Source organism: uncultured Sphingomonas sp., assembly GCF_913776855.1.
GTDB lineage: Bacteria > Pseudomonadota > Alphaproteobacteria > Sphingomonadales > Sphingomonadaceae > Sphingomonas.
On sequence record NZ_CAJYQD010000033.1, the window covers coordinates 1 to 15,212 of the forward strand.

General features: G+C 66.4%; 15 protein-coding genes. 7 read left to right on the plus strand and 8 right to left on the minus strand.

Features of this window, described 5'->3' with window-relative positions; all coding sequences use genetic code 11:
- Positions 1-497 (minus strand): phosphoribosylglycinamide formyltransferase (purN, locus tag QZ755_RS09230; RefSeq protein ID WP_294322316.1); only part of this gene is annotated, 497 nt, incomplete at its 3' end.
- Positions 498-537: 40 nt separating this feature from the next.
- Complete coding sequence (gene purM / locus QZ755_RS09235; RefSeq protein ID WP_294322133.1) at positions 538-1,644, minus strand: phosphoribosylformylglycinamidine cyclo-ligase; 1,107 nt, start codon at positions 1,642-1,644, stop codon at positions 538-540.
- A gap of 59 nt (positions 1,645-1,703) precedes the next feature.
- Between purM and QZ755_RS09240 the strand changes: the two genes are divergently transcribed.
- From QZ755_RS09240 to QZ755_RS09255, 4 genes are read left to right on the plus strand one after another with little or no spacing between them, the layout of a single operon-like run.
- Entirely contained in the window at positions 1,704-2,942 is a 1,239-nt protein-coding gene (locus tag QZ755_RS09240) for a heavy-metal-associated domain-containing protein (RefSeq protein WP_294322135.1), read from the plus strand.
- Entirely contained in the window at positions 2,939-3,577 is a 639-nt protein-coding gene (locus QZ755_RS09245) for a chromosomal replication initiator DnaA (protein ID WP_294322137.1), read from the plus strand. Before QZ755_RS09240 ends, QZ755_RS09245 begins: the two co-directional genes overlap by 4 nt.
- Entirely contained in the window at positions 3,574-5,748 is a 2,175-nt protein-coding gene (locus QZ755_RS09250) for an RNA degradosome polyphosphate kinase (RefSeq protein WP_294322139.1), read from the plus strand. Before QZ755_RS09245 ends, QZ755_RS09250 begins: the two co-directional genes overlap by 4 nt.
- A complete protein-coding gene (locus QZ755_RS09255) occupies positions 5,745-7,241 on the plus strand; it encodes a Ppx/GppA family phosphatase (RefSeq protein ID WP_294322318.1) in 1,497 nt (498 codons plus the stop codon). The genes QZ755_RS09250 and QZ755_RS09255 overlap by 4 nt, the downstream gene beginning before the upstream one ends.
- A 192-nt stretch (positions 7,242-7,433) precedes the next feature.
- On the opposite strand, the gene QZ755_RS09260 is transcribed toward QZ755_RS09255, so the two are convergent.
- A complete protein-coding gene (locus QZ755_RS09260; RefSeq protein WP_294322141.1) occupies positions 7,434-7,721 on the minus strand; it encodes an I78 family peptidase inhibitor in 288 nt (95 codons plus the stop codon).
- A complete protein-coding gene (gene rnd, locus QZ755_RS09265) occupies positions 7,718-8,893 on the minus strand; it encodes a ribonuclease D (protein ID WP_294322142.1) in 1,176 nt (391 codons plus the stop codon). The genes QZ755_RS09260 and rnd overlap by 4 nt, the downstream gene beginning before the upstream one ends.
- 190 nt (positions 8,894-9,083) lie before the next feature.
- Here rnd and aspS point away from each other — a divergent pair, with 190 nt between their 5' ends.
- A complete protein-coding gene (gene aspS, locus QZ755_RS09270; protein ID WP_294322319.1) occupies positions 9,084-10,880 on the plus strand; it encodes an aspartate--tRNA ligase in 1,797 nt (598 codons plus the stop codon).
- Between the two features lie 41 nt (positions 10,881-10,921).
- Here aspS and QZ755_RS09275 read toward each other — a convergent pair whose 3' ends face one another.
- Positions 10,922-11,548 carry a carbonic anhydrase gene (locus tag QZ755_RS09275; protein ID WP_294322144.1) on the minus strand — a complete coding sequence of 209 codons (627 nt, stop codon included), beginning with the start codon at positions 11,546-11,548 and terminating at the stop codon, positions 10,922-10,924.
- A 17-nt stretch (positions 11,549-11,565) separates the two neighbouring features.
- Between QZ755_RS09275 and lipA the strand changes: the two genes are divergently transcribed.
- On the plus strand, positions 11,566-12,582 hold the full coding sequence (lipA, locus tag QZ755_RS09280; RefSeq protein ID WP_366509171.1) for a lipoyl synthase: 1,017 nt from the start codon (positions 11,566-11,568) through the stop codon (positions 12,580-12,582).
- Positions 12,582-13,082 (plus strand): type II toxin-antitoxin system RatA family toxin, encoded by a 501-nt coding sequence (locus QZ755_RS09285; protein ID WP_294322150.1) that lies wholly within the window; start codon positions 12,582-12,584, stop codon positions 13,080-13,082. Before lipA ends, QZ755_RS09285 begins: the two co-directional genes overlap by 1 nt.
- Here the strand turns inward: QZ755_RS09285 and QZ755_RS09290 are convergent.
- From QZ755_RS09290 to QZ755_RS09300, 3 genes are read right to left on the minus strand one after another with little or no spacing between them, the layout of a single operon-like run.
- Positions 13,004-13,543, minus strand: a complete 540-nt coding sequence (locus QZ755_RS09290) for a CinA family protein (protein ID WP_294322152.1) — start codon at positions 13,541-13,543, stop codon at positions 13,004-13,006. The two genes, QZ755_RS09285 and QZ755_RS09290, sit on opposite strands and share 79 nt — an antisense overlap.
- A gap of 4 nt (positions 13,544-13,547) precedes the next feature.
- Positions 13,548-14,063, minus strand: coding sequence for a hypothetical protein (locus QZ755_RS09295; protein ID WP_294322154.1), 516 nt, complete (start codon positions 14,061-14,063; stop codon positions 13,548-13,550).
- Positions 14,060-15,202, minus strand: a complete 1,143-nt coding sequence (locus QZ755_RS09300; RefSeq protein WP_294322157.1) for a bifunctional 2-C-methyl-D-erythritol 4-phosphate cytidylyltransferase/2-C-methyl-D-erythritol 2,4-cyclodiphosphate synthase — start codon at positions 15,200-15,202, stop codon at positions 14,060-14,062. Before QZ755_RS09300 ends, QZ755_RS09295 begins: the two co-directional genes overlap by 4 nt.
- Between the last annotated feature and the right edge of the window lie 10 nt (positions 15,203-15,212).

Genomic DNA, 15,212 nt, shown 5'->3' on the forward strand with positions numbered 1-15,212 from the left:
GTTTGCGGGTAGAGGCGATGTTCCTCCACCAGCACCCGCGCCGCCAGGGTATCGGCGGTATCGTCGGGCAGGATCGGAACGCGCGCCTGGGCCAATACGCTCCCGGCATCCAGTTCCTCGGTGACGACATGCACCGAACAGCCGGCCTCCCGGTCGCCCGCCGCAATCGCGCGCGCATGGGTGTCGAGGCCCTTGTACGCCGGCAGCAGCGACGGGTGGATGTTGATGATCCGGTCGCGCCACTTCGCCACGAAGTCGCCCGACAGCAACCGCATATAGCCCGCCAGCGCGATCGTCTCGACGCCCGCCTCGCGCAGGGCGGCGTCGATCGCCGCCTCATATTCCGCCTTCGCTATGCCCTTGGGCGAATGCGCGAAGGTCGCGATACCCTGCCCGGCCGCGTGGGTCAGGCCGGCGGCGTCGGGTTTGTCCGACGCCACCAGAACGACCTCATAGGGACAGTCGGGCGCTTGTGCCGCCGCGACCAGCGCCGCCATGTTCGATCCCCGCCCCGAAATCAGGACGCCGACACGGTGCCTAGCCAAGATGCGTCGCGCTCCAGTCGGCCCGCGCGCTCCACGTGCCGGCGCTGCCCTTGACGGTGCAGCCCTTGTCGCCCGCTTCGACAGTACCGATCCGCACCACCGTTTCGCCGGCTTCCGTCAAGGCGGCGGTGACCGCCTCCGCATCGTCCGCGGCAACCAGCACCGCCATGCCGATGCCGCAGTTGAAGGTCCGCGCCATCTCTTCCGGTTCGATATTGCCCTGCGCCTGTAGGAACGCCATCAATCGCGGCTGTTCCCACGCATCGGCATCGACCTGTGCATGGGCGCCCTCGGGCAGGATACGCGGGATGTTCTCCAGCAGCCCGCCGCCGGTAATATGCGCCAGTCCGTGGATACGGCCTTCACGCAACAGCGGCAGCAACGACTTCACGTAAATCCTGGTCGGCGCCATCAGCGCATCGATCAGCAGCACGTCCTGATCGAACAGCGCAGGGCGGTCGAGCTTCCAGCCCTTGTCCGCTGCCAGGCGCCGGACCAGCGAGAAGCCGTTCGAATGCACCCCCGACGACGCAAGGCCGAGGATCACGTCGCCGACCGCAACCTTGTCACCGGTCAGCAGCTGCTCACGCTCCACCGCGCCGACACAGAAGCCGGCGAGATCGTAATCCTCACCCTCATACATGCCCGGCATTTCGGCGGTTTCGCCACCGATCAGCGCGCAGCCGGCCTGGCGGCACCCCTCCGCGATCGATCCCACGACCCGCTCGGCGGTCTCGGCGACCAGCTTGCCCGTGGCATAGTAGTCGAGGAAGAACAGCGGCTCGGCACCCTGCACGATCAGGTCGTTGGCGCACATCGCCACCAGGTCGATGCCCACGCCGTCGTGGGCGTTGTGTTCGATCGCCAGTTTCAGCTTGGTGCCCACGCCATCGTTCGCCGCGACCAGCAACGGGTCCTTGAACCCCGCCGCCTTGGGATCGAACACCCCGCCGAACCCGCCAAGTTCCGCGTCGGCGCCGGAACGCCGCGTCGATTTCGCCAAAGGCCCGATGGCACGGACCAGGGCATTGCCCGCCGCGATCGATACGCCTGCCTGTGCGTAGGTATAGCCGCCGCCGCGGTCCGCTTCGTTGCTCATGTCGCCCGGTTAGCTACATCGCGCTTGGATTTCCACGCCTGCTTCGTCAAAAGGCAGCCATGACTTCGTATCAGCCCCGCCGCATCCTTGCCGCCGTCGCCCTGGGCGTCGTCGCCACCGGCGCGGTCGTGGCGCAACAGGGCGGTGTCGCCGCCGTCGACAGTTCGGGCAGTTTCGAGGTGAACGGGGTGCGCGTCGACGTCGCCGGCCCCTCCGCCGACGCTGCGCGCACGGCGGGCTGGCGCATTGCCCAGCGTAAGGGGTGGCAGATGCTGTCGCAGCGGCTGACGGGTCAGGCACGCACGCTGCCCGACGGCACGCTCGATTCGCTGGTCAGCGGGATCGTCGTGGAAAGCGAACAGATCGGCCCGAAACGCTACATCGCGCGACTGGGCGTCCTGTTCAATCGCGGGCGCGCCGCCTCGATCCTCGGCATTGCCGGCGTATCGGAACGTAGTCCGGCGATGCTGGTCGTGCCGCTGATCTGGGATGGTGGCACCGGCACGGTGTTCGAACGCGCAACTCCGTGGCAGGCGGCATGGGCACGCTTTCGCACCGGGGGCAGCGTCATGGACTATGTTCGTCCCAGCGGCACCGGTGCCGACGGCTTGCTGCTGAACGCCGGCCAGGTGACCCGGCGCGGGCGCGGTTGGTGGCGTACCGTCCTCAACCAATATGGTGCGTCCGACGTACTGATCCCGCAGATCCGCCTGTATCGCCAATGGCCCGGCGGCCCGGTGATCGGTACCTTCACCGCCGGCTACGGCCCCGACAATCGCCTGCTCGGCAGCTTTTCGTTGCGGGTCGAACAGGGCGACGCGATCCCTGCGCTCCTCGACGAAGGGGTCCGCCGGATCGATGCGATGTATCAGCAGGCGTTGCAGGCCGGGACCTTACGCCCCGATGTCGTCCTCGCCGCACCGCCGCCCGGCACGCCGGTCGCCCCGGTCGAGGAAGAGGCGGTCGACCCAACCCTGACCGGCCCGGATGCCACCCCGACACCGGCGCCCGCCGCCGAAGCGATCACCCTGTCGATCCAGGTCGACACCCCCAATGCCGCCGCCGTCGAATCGACCGAAGCGGCATTGCGCGCGGTTCCCGGCGTCCGCTCGGCCGCGACGTCCAGCCTGGCGCTGGGTGGCGTATCGGTGCTGCGTGTCACGTTCGACGGCGACGCCGCGATCCTGACCGCCGCCCTTGAGGCGCGCGGATGGCAGGTGCAGCCGGGCGAGGGTGCGTTGCGCATCCGCCGCCGCGCCGCAGCCGCTCCCCCCGCGCCGAGTACGCCGCAGGGATGACTCAGTCGCGTACCGGATCGGCACAGCTTTCCTTCTCTCTCGAACTGCCCGCCGGCGCCCGGCAGGACCTGTTCCTGATCGGGCCTTCGAACGAAGCTGCCGTCAACCATCTCGACCATTGGCAAACGTGGCCGGTCAAGGCAGCGCTGCTGGTCGGCCCGCGCAAATCGGGGCGGACGCTGCTCGCCCGATCGTTCGTCGCGCGCAGCGGCGGCAACATCGCCGACGATGCGGAACGCTGGAACGAGACCGAACTGTTCCATGCGTGGAACCGGGCACAAAGCGAAGGCCAGCCGCTGCTGATCGTCGCCGACGCCCCGCCGCCGATCTGGCGGATCGGCCTGCCCGACCTGCGGTCGCGCATGGGGGCGACGCCGGTGCTGCGGCTGGAGGCGCCGGACGAACTGCTGATCGAAACACTGCTGCAATATCTGTTCGACAGGAAGGAGCTTGTCGCCGCGCCGGATGTCGTGCGCTGGCTTGCCCGCCGCGTCGAACGGAGCCACCTTGCGGTGCTTCGGATCGTCGAGGCTTTGGAGGAAGATGCGATGTTGCGCTCCACGCGCCGTTTGACGATCCCGACCGCGCGTGCCGCGCTGTCCGACAGCCCCCTGTTGCTCGACCGCCTGCTGTGAACGATCCGGTCCCCTCCGCCCGCACCACGGTCGCCGCCGCGCCGGAAGCCCGCTATTTCAACCGCGAACTGTCGTGGCTGGCGTTCAACCGCCGTGTGCTGGACGAGGCCTGCAACCCCGACCACCCGTTGCTCGAACGGCTGCGGTTCCTGTCGATCTCCGCGACCAACATCGACGAATTCTTCATGGTCCGCGTGGCGGGGCTGAAGGGGCAGCAGAACCAGGGCGTCGGGCATGAATCGGTTGATGGCCTCACGCCCTCGCAGCAACTCGCCGCGATCACCGTCGATGCCGCCGGGCTGGTCGACAGCCAGCAGCGCATCTGGCGCGACATTGCCGCCGCGCTGGCGGAGGCCGATATCCATGTGCTGGGTGCCGATGCGATCCACGGCGACACCGAAGTCTGGCTCGAACGCCATTTCCGCGAACAGGTCTTTCCCGTCCTGACCCCGCAGGCGCTGGACCCGGCGCATCCGTTCCCGTTCATCCCGAACCTCGGCTCGGCGATGCTGTTCGATTTAATCCGCCGATCGGATGATGTGGAGGTGCGCGAAGTCGTCCTCTTGCCGCCGGCCATGCCACGCTTCGTGCGCCTGCCCGGAAAGGCAGCGCGCTATGTCGCGATCGAAACGATCCTGCGCCATTTCTCCGGCCTGTTCTTCCCCGGCTACACCGTGCGCGCCTCGGCCGCCTTCCGCGTGATCCGCGACAGCGACATCGAACTGGAGGAAGAGGCGGAGGACCTCGTTCTCTACTTCCGCACCGCCATCAAGCGCCGCCGCCGTGGCCGGATCATCCGCCTCGAAATTGAATCGGGCATTTCGGACGAACTGGTCCAGCTGCTGCGCGACGAAATGGGCGGCAGCGACGCGCTCATCACCGAAACCGGCGGGTTCCTCGGCATCGGCGACCTGTCGATGCTGGTGGCGGAGGACCGCCCCGACCTGAAATTCCCGCCCTTCAGCCCACGCTTCCCCGAACGCATCCGCGAATATGGCGGTGACTGTTTCGCGGCGATCCGGGCGAAGGATATCGTCGTCCACCATCCGTACGAAACCTTCGACGTGGTGCTGGCCTTTCTCAAGCAGGCCGCCGCCGACCCCGATGTCGTCGCCATCAAGCAGACGCTGTACCGCGCCGGCAAGCAGTCCGCCGTTGTCGCCGCGCTGGTCGCCGCCGCCGAAGCCGGTAAGTCGGTGACCGCAGTGGTCGAGTTGAAGGCCCGCTTCGACGAAGAGCAGAACCTGAATCTCGCCTCGGTCCTCGAACGTGCCGGGGTGCAGGTGGTCTATGGCTTTATCGAGTGGAAGACCCACGCGAAGATTTCGATGGTCGTCCGGCGTGAGGAGCAGGGCTATCGCACCTATTGCCACTTCGGTACCGGCAATTATCACCCGATCACCGCGCGCATCTATACCGACCTCAGCTTCTTCACCGCCGATCCGGTGATCGGGCGCGATGCGGCGCAGGTGTTCAACTACATCACCGGCTATGTCGAACCACAGGCGCTGCAACAGCTCGCCATTTCGCCACGCGACCTGCGCAATCGGCTGGAGGCGCTGATCGAGGGCGAAATCCAGACCGCACGCTCGGGCGGCGAAGGCTCGATCTGGCTGAAGATGAACTCGCTGGTCGACCCCGCGCTGATCGACAAGCTCTATGAAGCCTCGGCGGCGGGTGTGCAGATCGACCTGATCGTGCGCGGCATCTGCTGCCTGCGGCCGGGGGTGCCGGGCATGTCCGACAATATCCGTGTCAAGTCGGTCGTCGGCCGCTTCCTCGAACACAGCCGTATCTACTGCTTCGGCAACGGGCAGGCGCTGCCCAACGACGATGCGCTGGTCTATGTGTCCTCGGCCGACTGGATGCCGCGCAACTTCGACCGGCGCGTCGAATATCTGCTGCCGATCAACAACCCGACCGTCCATGACCAGGTGCTGGATCAGGTGATGGTCGCCAACCTGCTCGACACCGAACAGACCTGGGAACTGGGTCCCGATGGCAGTTATCGACGCGTGGCGAAGGGCGATCGTCCGTTCAACCTCCACCGCTATTTCATGACCAACCCGTCGCTCTCCGGCCGCGGTGCCGCGATCGAGGGCGGGTCGGCGACCGTGCCGCAGAAATTATCGCTGCGCGCGTGGCGGGCGGCACGGGACGGCGCGGCTTGATCCGCCTGCCGTGGATCAGCCGCCCGGTCAGCGCGGCACATAGTGCGATCATCGACATCGGATCGAACTCGATCCGGCTGGTCGTCTATGGCGGGCCGGATCGCATTCCGGCCACGTTGTTCAATGAAAAGGTGCTGGCCGGGCTGGGGCGATCGCTTGCCGAAACCGGCCGGATCGAACCGGAAGCAATGGCGCTGGCCGGCACCGCGCTGCGCCGTTTTGCCTGGCTGACCCGCGAAATGCAGGTTGAGGTCGTCCGCACCGTCGCCACCGCAGCCGTCCGCGACGCGGCTAACGGGCACGAGCTGGTGGCACTGGCCGATTCGCTTGGTCTCTCGGTCGAGACGCTGACCGGGGAGGAAGAGGCGCAGGCCGCGGGCAACGGCGTGCTGTCCGCAATCCCCGACGCCGACGGGATCGTCGGCGACCTGGGCGGGGGCAGCCTCGAACTGGTCCGGATCAGGAACGGCAAGATCGGCGACCGCGTATCCTTCCCGCTCGGCGTCCTGCGGATTGGGGCGATCCGGGAACGGCGGGCGGGCGAACTCGATCGCGTGGTGCAACGGCTGGTCGCTGATGCCGGCTGGACCGGGCGGGGGAAGGGGCTGCCCTTCTATCTGGTCGGCGGATCGTGGCGTGCGCTGGCGCGCTTCGACATGCACCTTACCGATTATCCGCTGCCGATCGCACACGGTTACACCATGACGCTCGCTCGCGTGGCTCAGCTGGAGCGGATCATCGCCGAAACCCCGCGCGCCGACCTGAAGGCCGTGCCAAACCTGTCGGGCGGGCGCGTGCCGACGCTGGACAACGCCACCGCCGTGCTGGCGGCGATGGCACGACAGCTGGGCAGTACGACGACGATGATCTCCGCCTATGGCTTGCGCGAAGGGCTGCTCTACGCCGCGCTGCCCCCGGCGGTCCGCAAGCAGGACCCGCTGATCGTCGCCGCCCATGACGAAGGCGCCCGGCAGGGCCGCTTCGTCGAACATGGCGACCTGCTTCATAAATGGATCGCGCCGCTGTTTCCCGACGACGCGCCCGCTGCCGTCCGCCTGCGCCACGCCGCCTGCCTGTTGGCGGATGTGGGCTGGCACGCGAACCCGGAGTTTCGCGCTGAACGCGGCGTGGAGATCGCGCTGCATGGCAATTGGGTGGCGATCGATGCCGCCGGCCGGGCGATCGTCGCACAGGCGCTGCACAGTTGCCTGGGCGGGGGCAGTGCCGATGGCCCACCCCAACCACTCGGCCGGCTTGCCCCCATCGCCGCGCTGGAAGCGGCGCATCGCTGGGGCCTCGCCATGCGGCTGGGCCAACGGTTGAGCGGCGGCGTCGCGACGCCGCTCCAGCGCACCGATGTCCGCCGCAAGCGCGGGCAGGTGGAATTGATCGTGCCGACCGCCGATGCGCCGCTCTATGGGGAAGCGGTCCAGAAGCGCCACCGTGCGCTGGCGGCGGCGCTCGGCATGGATGCGGCACTGGTCACGCGCTGATGCTTTCCTACGCCATCGAACGCCGATAGGCTCCGCGACACAACCATCATCCCGGCGAAGGCCGGGATCGCCTGGTTGCGGGCCACAGCAGGAGCCGCATGAGGCCCCAACCTTCGGTGGAGCGTCAAATGCGGGAAGGAAACGACGAAACGCGAAACGGCGCGCAAGTGTGAACTTTGTGAACTTTGGACGTCAGCCGCAGCGAAATCCGGTCACGACGCCCTTTTCATCAAGGTCGATGTTCAGCCGACCGGGCTGGAAATCCATCGTCACTGCCATGCCCGGCCGGATCACACGGACGTTAGTCAGCCCCGACTGCTTCTTCGCCTCGGCCTCGACCGCGGCCGAAAACGGCTTGCCGACCATCCCGGCCAGGATGCTGGTATCGCACGAATCGGCCAGCGCCGGAGGGCTGTCGCTCGGTTTCGTCGTCATGCAGGCGCCCAGCGCCAATGCTGCGATCAGGATGGCCGGCTTCATTCCACTACCTCCGCTCTGGTCATCTTCAGCTTTCCACCCAGCACGGTGAACCCAAGCTGACCTTCGACCAGCGCCAGCGCATCGCGGCCAAATTGTTCGAACCGCCAGCCGTTCAGGATCGACAGCCCCTCGCGCTGTCCGGCGGCCAGCGCCTCCAGGTCGTCCGACCGTGCCAACAGCCGCGACGCGACCTTGATCTCGTTCGCGCGGATCTTCAGCAGCAGCTTCAGCAGGTCGGCGACCAGCGCGCCCTCCTTACCCAGCGCAGGCTTGCGTTCGTCGCGACCGGGCATCTGGTCGGCCGGTAGCGGCCCGGCATTCGCCAGAGCCTCCATCATCCGCCCGCCAATGTCGTTATGCGCCCACGCCGCTGACAGCCCGCGCACCTTGGCAAGATCGCTTTGCCGGCGCGGCGGGTTACCCGCCAGGTCGGCGATCGTCTCGTCCTTGACGATGCGGCCGCGCGGCAGGTTCTTGCCCTGCGCCTCCAGCTCGCGCCACTTGCCCAGCGCCTTCAGCCGGCCCAGCACCTCGGGCTTGCGGCTGTTGACGCGGATGCGCTGCCACACCTGTTCCGGGTCGTTGAAATAGTTGGAGGGATCGGCGATCCGCTCCATCTCTTCATCCAGCCACAACCCGCGCCCGGTCTTGCGCAGCTTGTTCAGCATCTTGGGGAAGATCACCGACAGATGCGTCACGTCGGCGATGGCATAGTCGATTTGCCGGTCGTCCAGCGGCCGGCGCGACCAGTCGGTGAACCGCGCCCCCTTGTCGACCGTGATGCCCAGATAGGCATCGACCAGGTTCGAATAGCCGACCTGTTCGCCCTGGCCGAGCGCCATCGCCGCCACCTGCGTATCAAACAGCGGGAAGGGGGTCTTGCCGGTCAGGTTATAGACGATCTCGATATCCTGCCCACCGGCATGGAAGACCTTCAGCACGTCCTCGTTGTCGGTCAGCAGGTTGAGGAGCGGGGTCAGGTCGATCCCCGGCGCCATCGGGTCGATCGCGGCGGCTTCCTCGGTATTGGCGATCTGGATCAGGCAGAGTTCGGGCCAATAGCTGTTCTCACGCATGAACTCGGTGTCGACGGCAACGAAGTCGGACTGGGCGAGGCGGGTACAGAGGGCGGCGAGGGTCGCGCTGTCCTCGATCAACGGATGGATGTGCATCGGCTCCGCATAGCAAGGGTTCCGCGCCTTGACAAAAGGGGGTGGGGGAGGGAAGCGGCCAACCAGCAATTCCACCGTCATCCCCGCGGAGGCGGGGATCCATACGCGCAGGTCCGCGTGAAAGCCGGTACGCCGGCGTCTATGGATTCCCGCCTTCGCGGGAATGACGACCAAGCAGGGTTATTTCTCAATGCACGCCTATCGCACTCACAACTGCGGCCAACTGACCGACGCGAACGACGGCGAAACCGTCCGCCTGTCGGGCTGGGTGCATCGCAAGCGCGACCATGGCGGCGTGCTGTTCATCGACCTGCGCGACCATTACGGCATTACCCAGATCGTCGCGGACAGCGACTCGCCCGCGCTCGCGCTGCTCGAATCGGCGCGGACCGAATCGGTGCTGACCATCGACGGCAATGTGAAGCTGCGCAGCGAGGCGACCAAGAACCCCAACCTCGCCACCGGCGCGATCGAAATCTACGCACGCTCGGCAATGCTCCAGTCGGCCGCGCAGGAACTGCCGATGCCGGTCGCCGGTGAGGCGGAATATCCCGAAGACATTCGCCTGCGCTATCGCTTCCTCGACCTGCGTCGCGAGCGCCTGCACGCGAACATCCTGCTGCGCTCGAACGTCATCGCGTCGCTGCGCCGCCGGATGATCGATCAGGGCTTTACCGAATTCCAGACGCCGATCCTGACCGCATCGTCGCCCGAGGGCGCGCGCGACTATCTGGTCCCCAGCCGCGTCCATCCGGGTAAATTCTATGCGCTGCCGCAGGCACCGCAGATGTTCAAGCAGCTGCTGATGGTCGCCGGCTTCGATCGCTATTTCCAGATCGCGCCCTGCTTCCGTGACGAAGACGCCCGCGCCGATCGCTCGCCGGGTGAATTCTACCAGCTCGATTTCGAAATGAGCTTCGTGACGCAGGAAGACGTGTTCGCCGCGATCGAGCCCGTCCTGCACGGCGTGTTCGAGGAATATGCCAACTGGCAGGGCAAGGGCCGCACTGTCTCGCCGCTGCCGTTCCAGCGCATTCCCTACCGCGAGTCGATGCTGAAATACGGCAACGACAAGCCCGACCTGCGCAACCCGCTCATCATCACCGACGTGTCCGATCTGTTCATCGGATCGGGCTTCGGCCGGTTCGCCTCGATCGTGGAGGCTGGTGATGTCGTCCGCGCGGTGCCGGCGCCCAAGACCGCCGACAAGAGCCGCAAGTTCTTCGACGACATGAACGCGTGGGCACAGTCCGAAGGGTTCGCGGGCCTCGGCTATGCCACCCGCAAGGGCGGCGAGTGGGGCGGCCCGATCGCCAAGAACCATGGTGAAGAGGGCATGGCGAAGATCGCCGAAGCGCTCGACCTCGGCCCCGACGACGGCGTGTTCTTCGCGGCGGGCAAGGAAGCACAGGCGGCCAAGCTCGCCGGCCTGGCGCGCACCCGCGTTGCCGAGACGCTGGGCCTGATCGACGACAAGCGCTTCGAATTCTGCTGGATCGTCGACTTTCCGATGTTCGAATATGACGAGGATGCGAAGAAGGTCGACTTCAGCCACAACCCGTTCTCGATGCCGCAGGGCGAGATGGAAGCGCTGGAGACGATGAACCCGCTCGACATCCTGGCGTATCAGTACGACATCGTGTGCAACGGCGTGGAGCTGTCGTCGGGCGCAATCCGGAACCACCGTCCGGAGATCATGTACAAGGCGTTCGAAATCGCCGGCTATACCCAGGAAGATGTCGACACGAACTTCGCCGGCATGATCAACGCCTTCAAGTTCGGCGCCCCGCCGCACGGTGGCTCGGCGCCGGGCGTCGATCGCATCGTCATGCTGCTGGCCGACGAGCCTAACATCCGGGAAGTCATCACCTTCCCGATGACACAGAAGGCAGAAGACCTGATGATGGGTGCGCCGAACTATGCGACGCCGAAACAGCTGCGGGAACTGAATATCCGGGTGACAGCGGACGGTCCGAAGGAAGGATAAGCGTTTCGCGGGGCGGGGATCAAACCCCGCCCCGCATTGCATCAGGCGTTCTCGAACGTATCGCCTTCCAGCACGCGCAACCGCCCATCGTCGATTGCAAACACCGCGCCGTGTAGCTTAAGCGTGCCGGCCTCGACCCGTTGCTTGACGAACGGAAAGGTCATCAGGTTCTTGAGCGAGACCTTCACGCCTTCCTGCTCCAGCGCCTTCTGCCCTTCGGGACCGGTGCCGTGTTCCGCCACGACCTTCTCGCGCGCCTCGTCGAGCAGGTCGATCCAGTGCGCGACGAAGCCGCCTTCGCCCGGCTTGGTATTGGCGAGCGCCTGCGTCAGGCACGCATTCACGCCGCCGCACGCACCATGGCCGAGGACGAGGACCTCTTCTACTTCCAGCTTGGTGACGGCAAATTCCAGCGCCGCCGACACGCCGTGGCGACCGCCATCATCTTCGAACGGCGGGACCAGGTTGGCGACATTGCGCACCACGAAAATCTCGCCCGGCCGCGTGCCGAAGATCGTCGCCGGATCGACGCGGCTGTCGGAACAGGCAATGACCATCACCTTGGGGCTCTGCCCGGTGGCGAGTTCGCTCCAGCGTTCGCGCTCCTGCTGCCATTCGGTGCCGCGGAAACGGTAATACCCTTCCTTGAGGTCGCTGAAGTGCATCAAAGAATCTCCATCATAAGTTGTGCTCTTCCCTCGCGCGCTACGACGCACGGGGGCCGGGAATGTTGCAGGCGGTTGTCCGTTTGCCCGCGCATCGCTATCTGACGCACATGAACGAGATGACGCCGCTTCCCCGCCCGCAGCGCGAACGCAAGCCCGACTGGATTCGCGTAAAGGCACCGACCGGAAAAGTCGTGGCCGAAACCCGTGCGCTGATGCGGTCGAAGAGCCTGACGACCGTGTGCGAGGAAGCCGCCTGTCCCAATATCGGCGAATGCTGGTCGAAGAAGCACGCGACCGTCATGATCCTGGGCGACACCTGCACCCGCGCCTGCGCCTTCTGCAACGTGAAGACCGGGATGCCGCGCGCCGTCGACCCGATGGAGCCGCAGCATGTCGCCGAAGCGGCAGCGGCGATGGGCCTCAACCACATCGTCATCACCTCGGTCGACCGCGACGACCTGCCCGATGGCGGTGCCAAGCAGTTCGTGAAGGTGATCGAGGCGATCCGCGCCGCAAACCCGACGACGACGATCGAGATCCTGACCCCGGATTTCCGCAACAAGCACGAAGCGGCGGTCGAGATGATCGTGGCGGCACGCCCAGACGTCTACAACCACAATCTCGAAACCGTGCCGCGGCTCTATCCGACGATCCGTCCGGGCGCGCGCTATTATGCCTCGCTGCGTCTGTTGGAGAGCGTCAAGAAGCTCGACCCGTCGATCTTCACCAAATCGGGCATCATGCTGGGCTTGGGCGAAGAGCGGCTGGAGGTGCATCAGGTGATGGACGACATGCGGTCGGCCGACATCGATTTCCTGACCATGGGTCAGTATCTGCAGCCGACGCCCCGCCACGCCAAGGTCATCGACTTCGTGACCCCCAAGGCATTCGATGGGTTCGCCGCGATCGCCCGCGCCAAGGGATTCCTGCTGGTCGCATCGTCGCCGCTTACCCGGTCGAGCTACCATGCCGGCGACGATTTCGAACGGATGCGCGCCAATCGCGATGCCAAGCTGGGCGTTATCCGCGCGTAATGCCCAAGCATAGCGAAACCCGGCATCTGCCCTATACGCCGGAGCAGATGTTCGACCTGGTCGCTGATGTCGGCCGCTATGGCGAGTTCCTGCCGTGGGTCAGCGCGATCCGGGTACGGTCAGACAGCGCGACGGAAATGGTCGCCGACATGATTGTCGGTTTCAAGGGCCTGCGGGAGAGCTTCACGTCGAAGGTGCAGAAGGAACGGCCCGGCCATCTGCGGGTCGATTATCTCGACGGGCCGCTTAAATATCTGAAAAACGACTGGCGGTTCAAACCGGACGGGCAGGGCGGCACGATCGTCGAGTTCTGCGTCGACTTCCAGTTCAAGAACCGCGTGTTCGAGATGCTGGCGGGGCAGGTGTTCGATCGGGCGCTGCGCAAGATGATCGGCGCGTTCGAAGATCGCGCAGCCGCGCTTTACGGCGATTCGGCGACGGGTTCCTCGGGCGCCACCTCTGGCGGCAGCAACAGTTCGAGCGCACACAACGCCGCCTGAAGCCGGATCGCTCCCCGGCCCTGGTCGCCGAATTGACGCAGGTCGGCGACGACCTTAGCCGGATCGCCGCCCTTTTCCGCGCGCGCGAAGACGACGGTGCCGACCGGCTTCTTCTCGCTGCCCCCGCCTGGGCCTGCGACCCCGGTGATCGCCACCGCGACATCGGCCTGCGTCACTTCCAGTGCGCCCTGCGCCATGCTCCATGCCGTCGCGATCGACACCGCGCCGAATGTCTCGATCACGTCGGAGCTGACCTTGACCAGCTCGATCTTCGCCTCGTTCGAATAGGTCACGAACCCCGCCTCGAACACTTCCGAACAGCCGGGAATTTCGGTGATAGCCGCGGCAACCAGCCCGCCGGTGCAGCTTTCCGCCAGTGCGACGCGGCGACCGGCCGCGCGGTTTTCCTCGACCACGCGGCGGGCGGCCTCGACCAGTTGGGGTGGGAGTATGCTATCCATCACATCAATTCCGGGCGGCCGACCGACATAGCGGCAGGCGCATTTGGGGGTTGGGGCGGTCGGCGTCGACCTGTGCGAACAGGACGATCAGCCCGGCGACGTTGCGCGGCGGCAGCGCCTGCACCAGATTGGCGGCACGTTCAATGCGGGGACAGTCGGCCGCGTCGATATTGCCGACGACCATTGGCGCGATCAGCGACGCGACGATCGGCGCGGCGAAGGCTGAATCGAGCAACTGGATCGCCTGTGGTGCGGTCAGGCGAGACAGCGCCGCCTTCGCCTGCGGCCATGCGGCGTCGGTTTCGGCTTCATAGCGCGACAGGAACGGCCCACCGCTCCGCCGCAACAGCGCGTTCGGCGGCAGGGCGTTGGCACAGCGTGCGCCAGCCTGTCGGATCAGTTCGGGCGCGACGAACAGGACGAGCGCTTCGGCCTCTGCCGGGGTAACGCACGCTGGCGTGCCCTGCGCCGGTGCATTGGCACAAGCGGCCAGCGCCAGCAGCGCGGCGAGCCGCTTCATGCCGGCACCCGCACGGTGCAGATCGCCTGCGCAGCAATCCCTTCCTGCCGACCGGTAAAGCCCAGCCGTTCGCTGGTCGTTGCCTTGATGCTGACCTGCCGCTCGGTCAGGTCGAGCAGCGCGGCGACCCGCGCCCGCATCGCCGTGCGATGCGGCCCGATCTTGGGTGCCTCGCAGATCAGTGTCAGGTCGACGAAATCGATGATCCCGCCTTCTGCTCGGACCAGCGACGCGGCGTGCTGCAGGAACTGGCCCGATTCCGCGCCACGCCACTGCGGATCGCTCGGAGGAAAGTGCGTCCCAATGTCGCCCGCGCCGATCGTGCCGAGCAGCGCATCGGTGACGGCATGGAGCGCGACATCGGCGTCGCTATGCCCCGACAGACCGCGATCGTGCGGGATCAGCACCCCGCCCAGCCACAACTCCTCACCTGCCTCCAGCCGGTGGACATCGTAGCCGGAGGCGCTGCGCGATACGAGCGTGGACGGGGCGCGGGCTTCGGCGGCGGCGAAATCGGCCGGATAGGTAATCTTGTCGAGCATGATGTCCCCTTCGACCATCGCCACGTTCATGCCGATAGCGCGCAGTATCTGCGCGTCGTCGGTCGCTTCGGCGCTAACATTCCATGCCGCATGGGCGTCACGGATGGCAGTAATCGCAAAGGCCTGCGGCGTCTGCACGCGGACCAGCTGATCGCGCGGTACGACGTCGCCAAGCCCCTCGCCACCTAGTGCCAGCGTATCAGCAACCGGCAGCACGGGCACCGCGCCCGGTGCGTGGTCCAGCGCCGCAAGCAGGCGATCGACGACCACCGCCGGCACGAACGGCCGTGCTGCGTCATGGATCAGCACCCTGCCGGCATCACCGATCACGGCCAGCCCAGCGGCGACACTCTCACGCCGCGTGGCCCCGCCGATGACGAAATCGACCTCGCCGATTGCCGCGTGCAGCAACGCTTCCTGGCCTGCGCCGATCACGACCAGCACCCGGTCGATACCGGGATGACCCACCAACGCGGCATAAGCATGGGCGATCAGCGCTCGCCCCGCGACAGGGGCAAATTGCTTGGGCAGGCTGCTGCCCGATCGGACGCCGGTTCCGGCGGCGACGATCAGGGCGACTGTGGGACCGGTCTGCATGGCGCTCGAC

Excerpts from the sequence above, each read along its gene's own strand:
- purM (WP_294322133.1), bottom strand. The coding sequence starts at position 1,644 with ATGAGCAACGAAGCGGACCGCGGCGGCGGCTATACCTACGCACAGGCA.
- QZ755_RS09240 (WP_294322135.1), top strand. The coding sequence starts at position 1,704 with ATGACTTCGTATCAGCCCCGCCGCATCCTTGCCGCCGTCGCCCTGGGC.
- QZ755_RS09245 (WP_294322137.1), top strand. The coding sequence starts at position 2,939 with ATGACTCAGTCGCGTACCGGATCGGCACAGCTTTCCTTCTCTCTCGAA.
- QZ755_RS09260 (WP_294322141.1), bottom strand. The coding sequence starts at position 7,721 with ATGAAGCCGGCCATCCTGATCGCAGCATTGGCGCTGGGCGCCTGCATG.
- rnd (WP_294322142.1), bottom strand. The coding sequence starts at position 8,893 with ATGCACATCCATCCGTTGATCGAGGACAGCGCGACCCTCGCCGCCCTC.
- aspS (WP_294322319.1), top strand. The coding sequence starts at position 9,084 with ATGCACGCCTATCGCACTCACAACTGCGGCCAACTGACCGACGCGAAC.
- QZ755_RS09285 (WP_294322150.1), top strand. The coding sequence starts at position 12,582 with ATGCCCAAGCATAGCGAAACCCGGCATCTGCCCTATACGCCGGAGCAG.
- QZ755_RS09290 (WP_294322152.1), bottom strand. The coding sequence starts at position 13,543 with ATGGATAGCATACTCCCACCCCAACTGGTCGAGGCCGCCCGCCGCGTG.
- QZ755_RS09295 (WP_294322154.1), bottom strand. The coding sequence starts at position 14,063 with ATGAAGCGGCTCGCCGCGCTGCTGGCGCTGGCCGCTTGTGCCAATGCA.
- QZ755_RS09300 (WP_294322157.1), bottom strand. The coding sequence starts at position 15,202 with ATGCAGACCGGTCCCACAGTCGCCCTGATCGTCGCCGCCGGAACCGGC.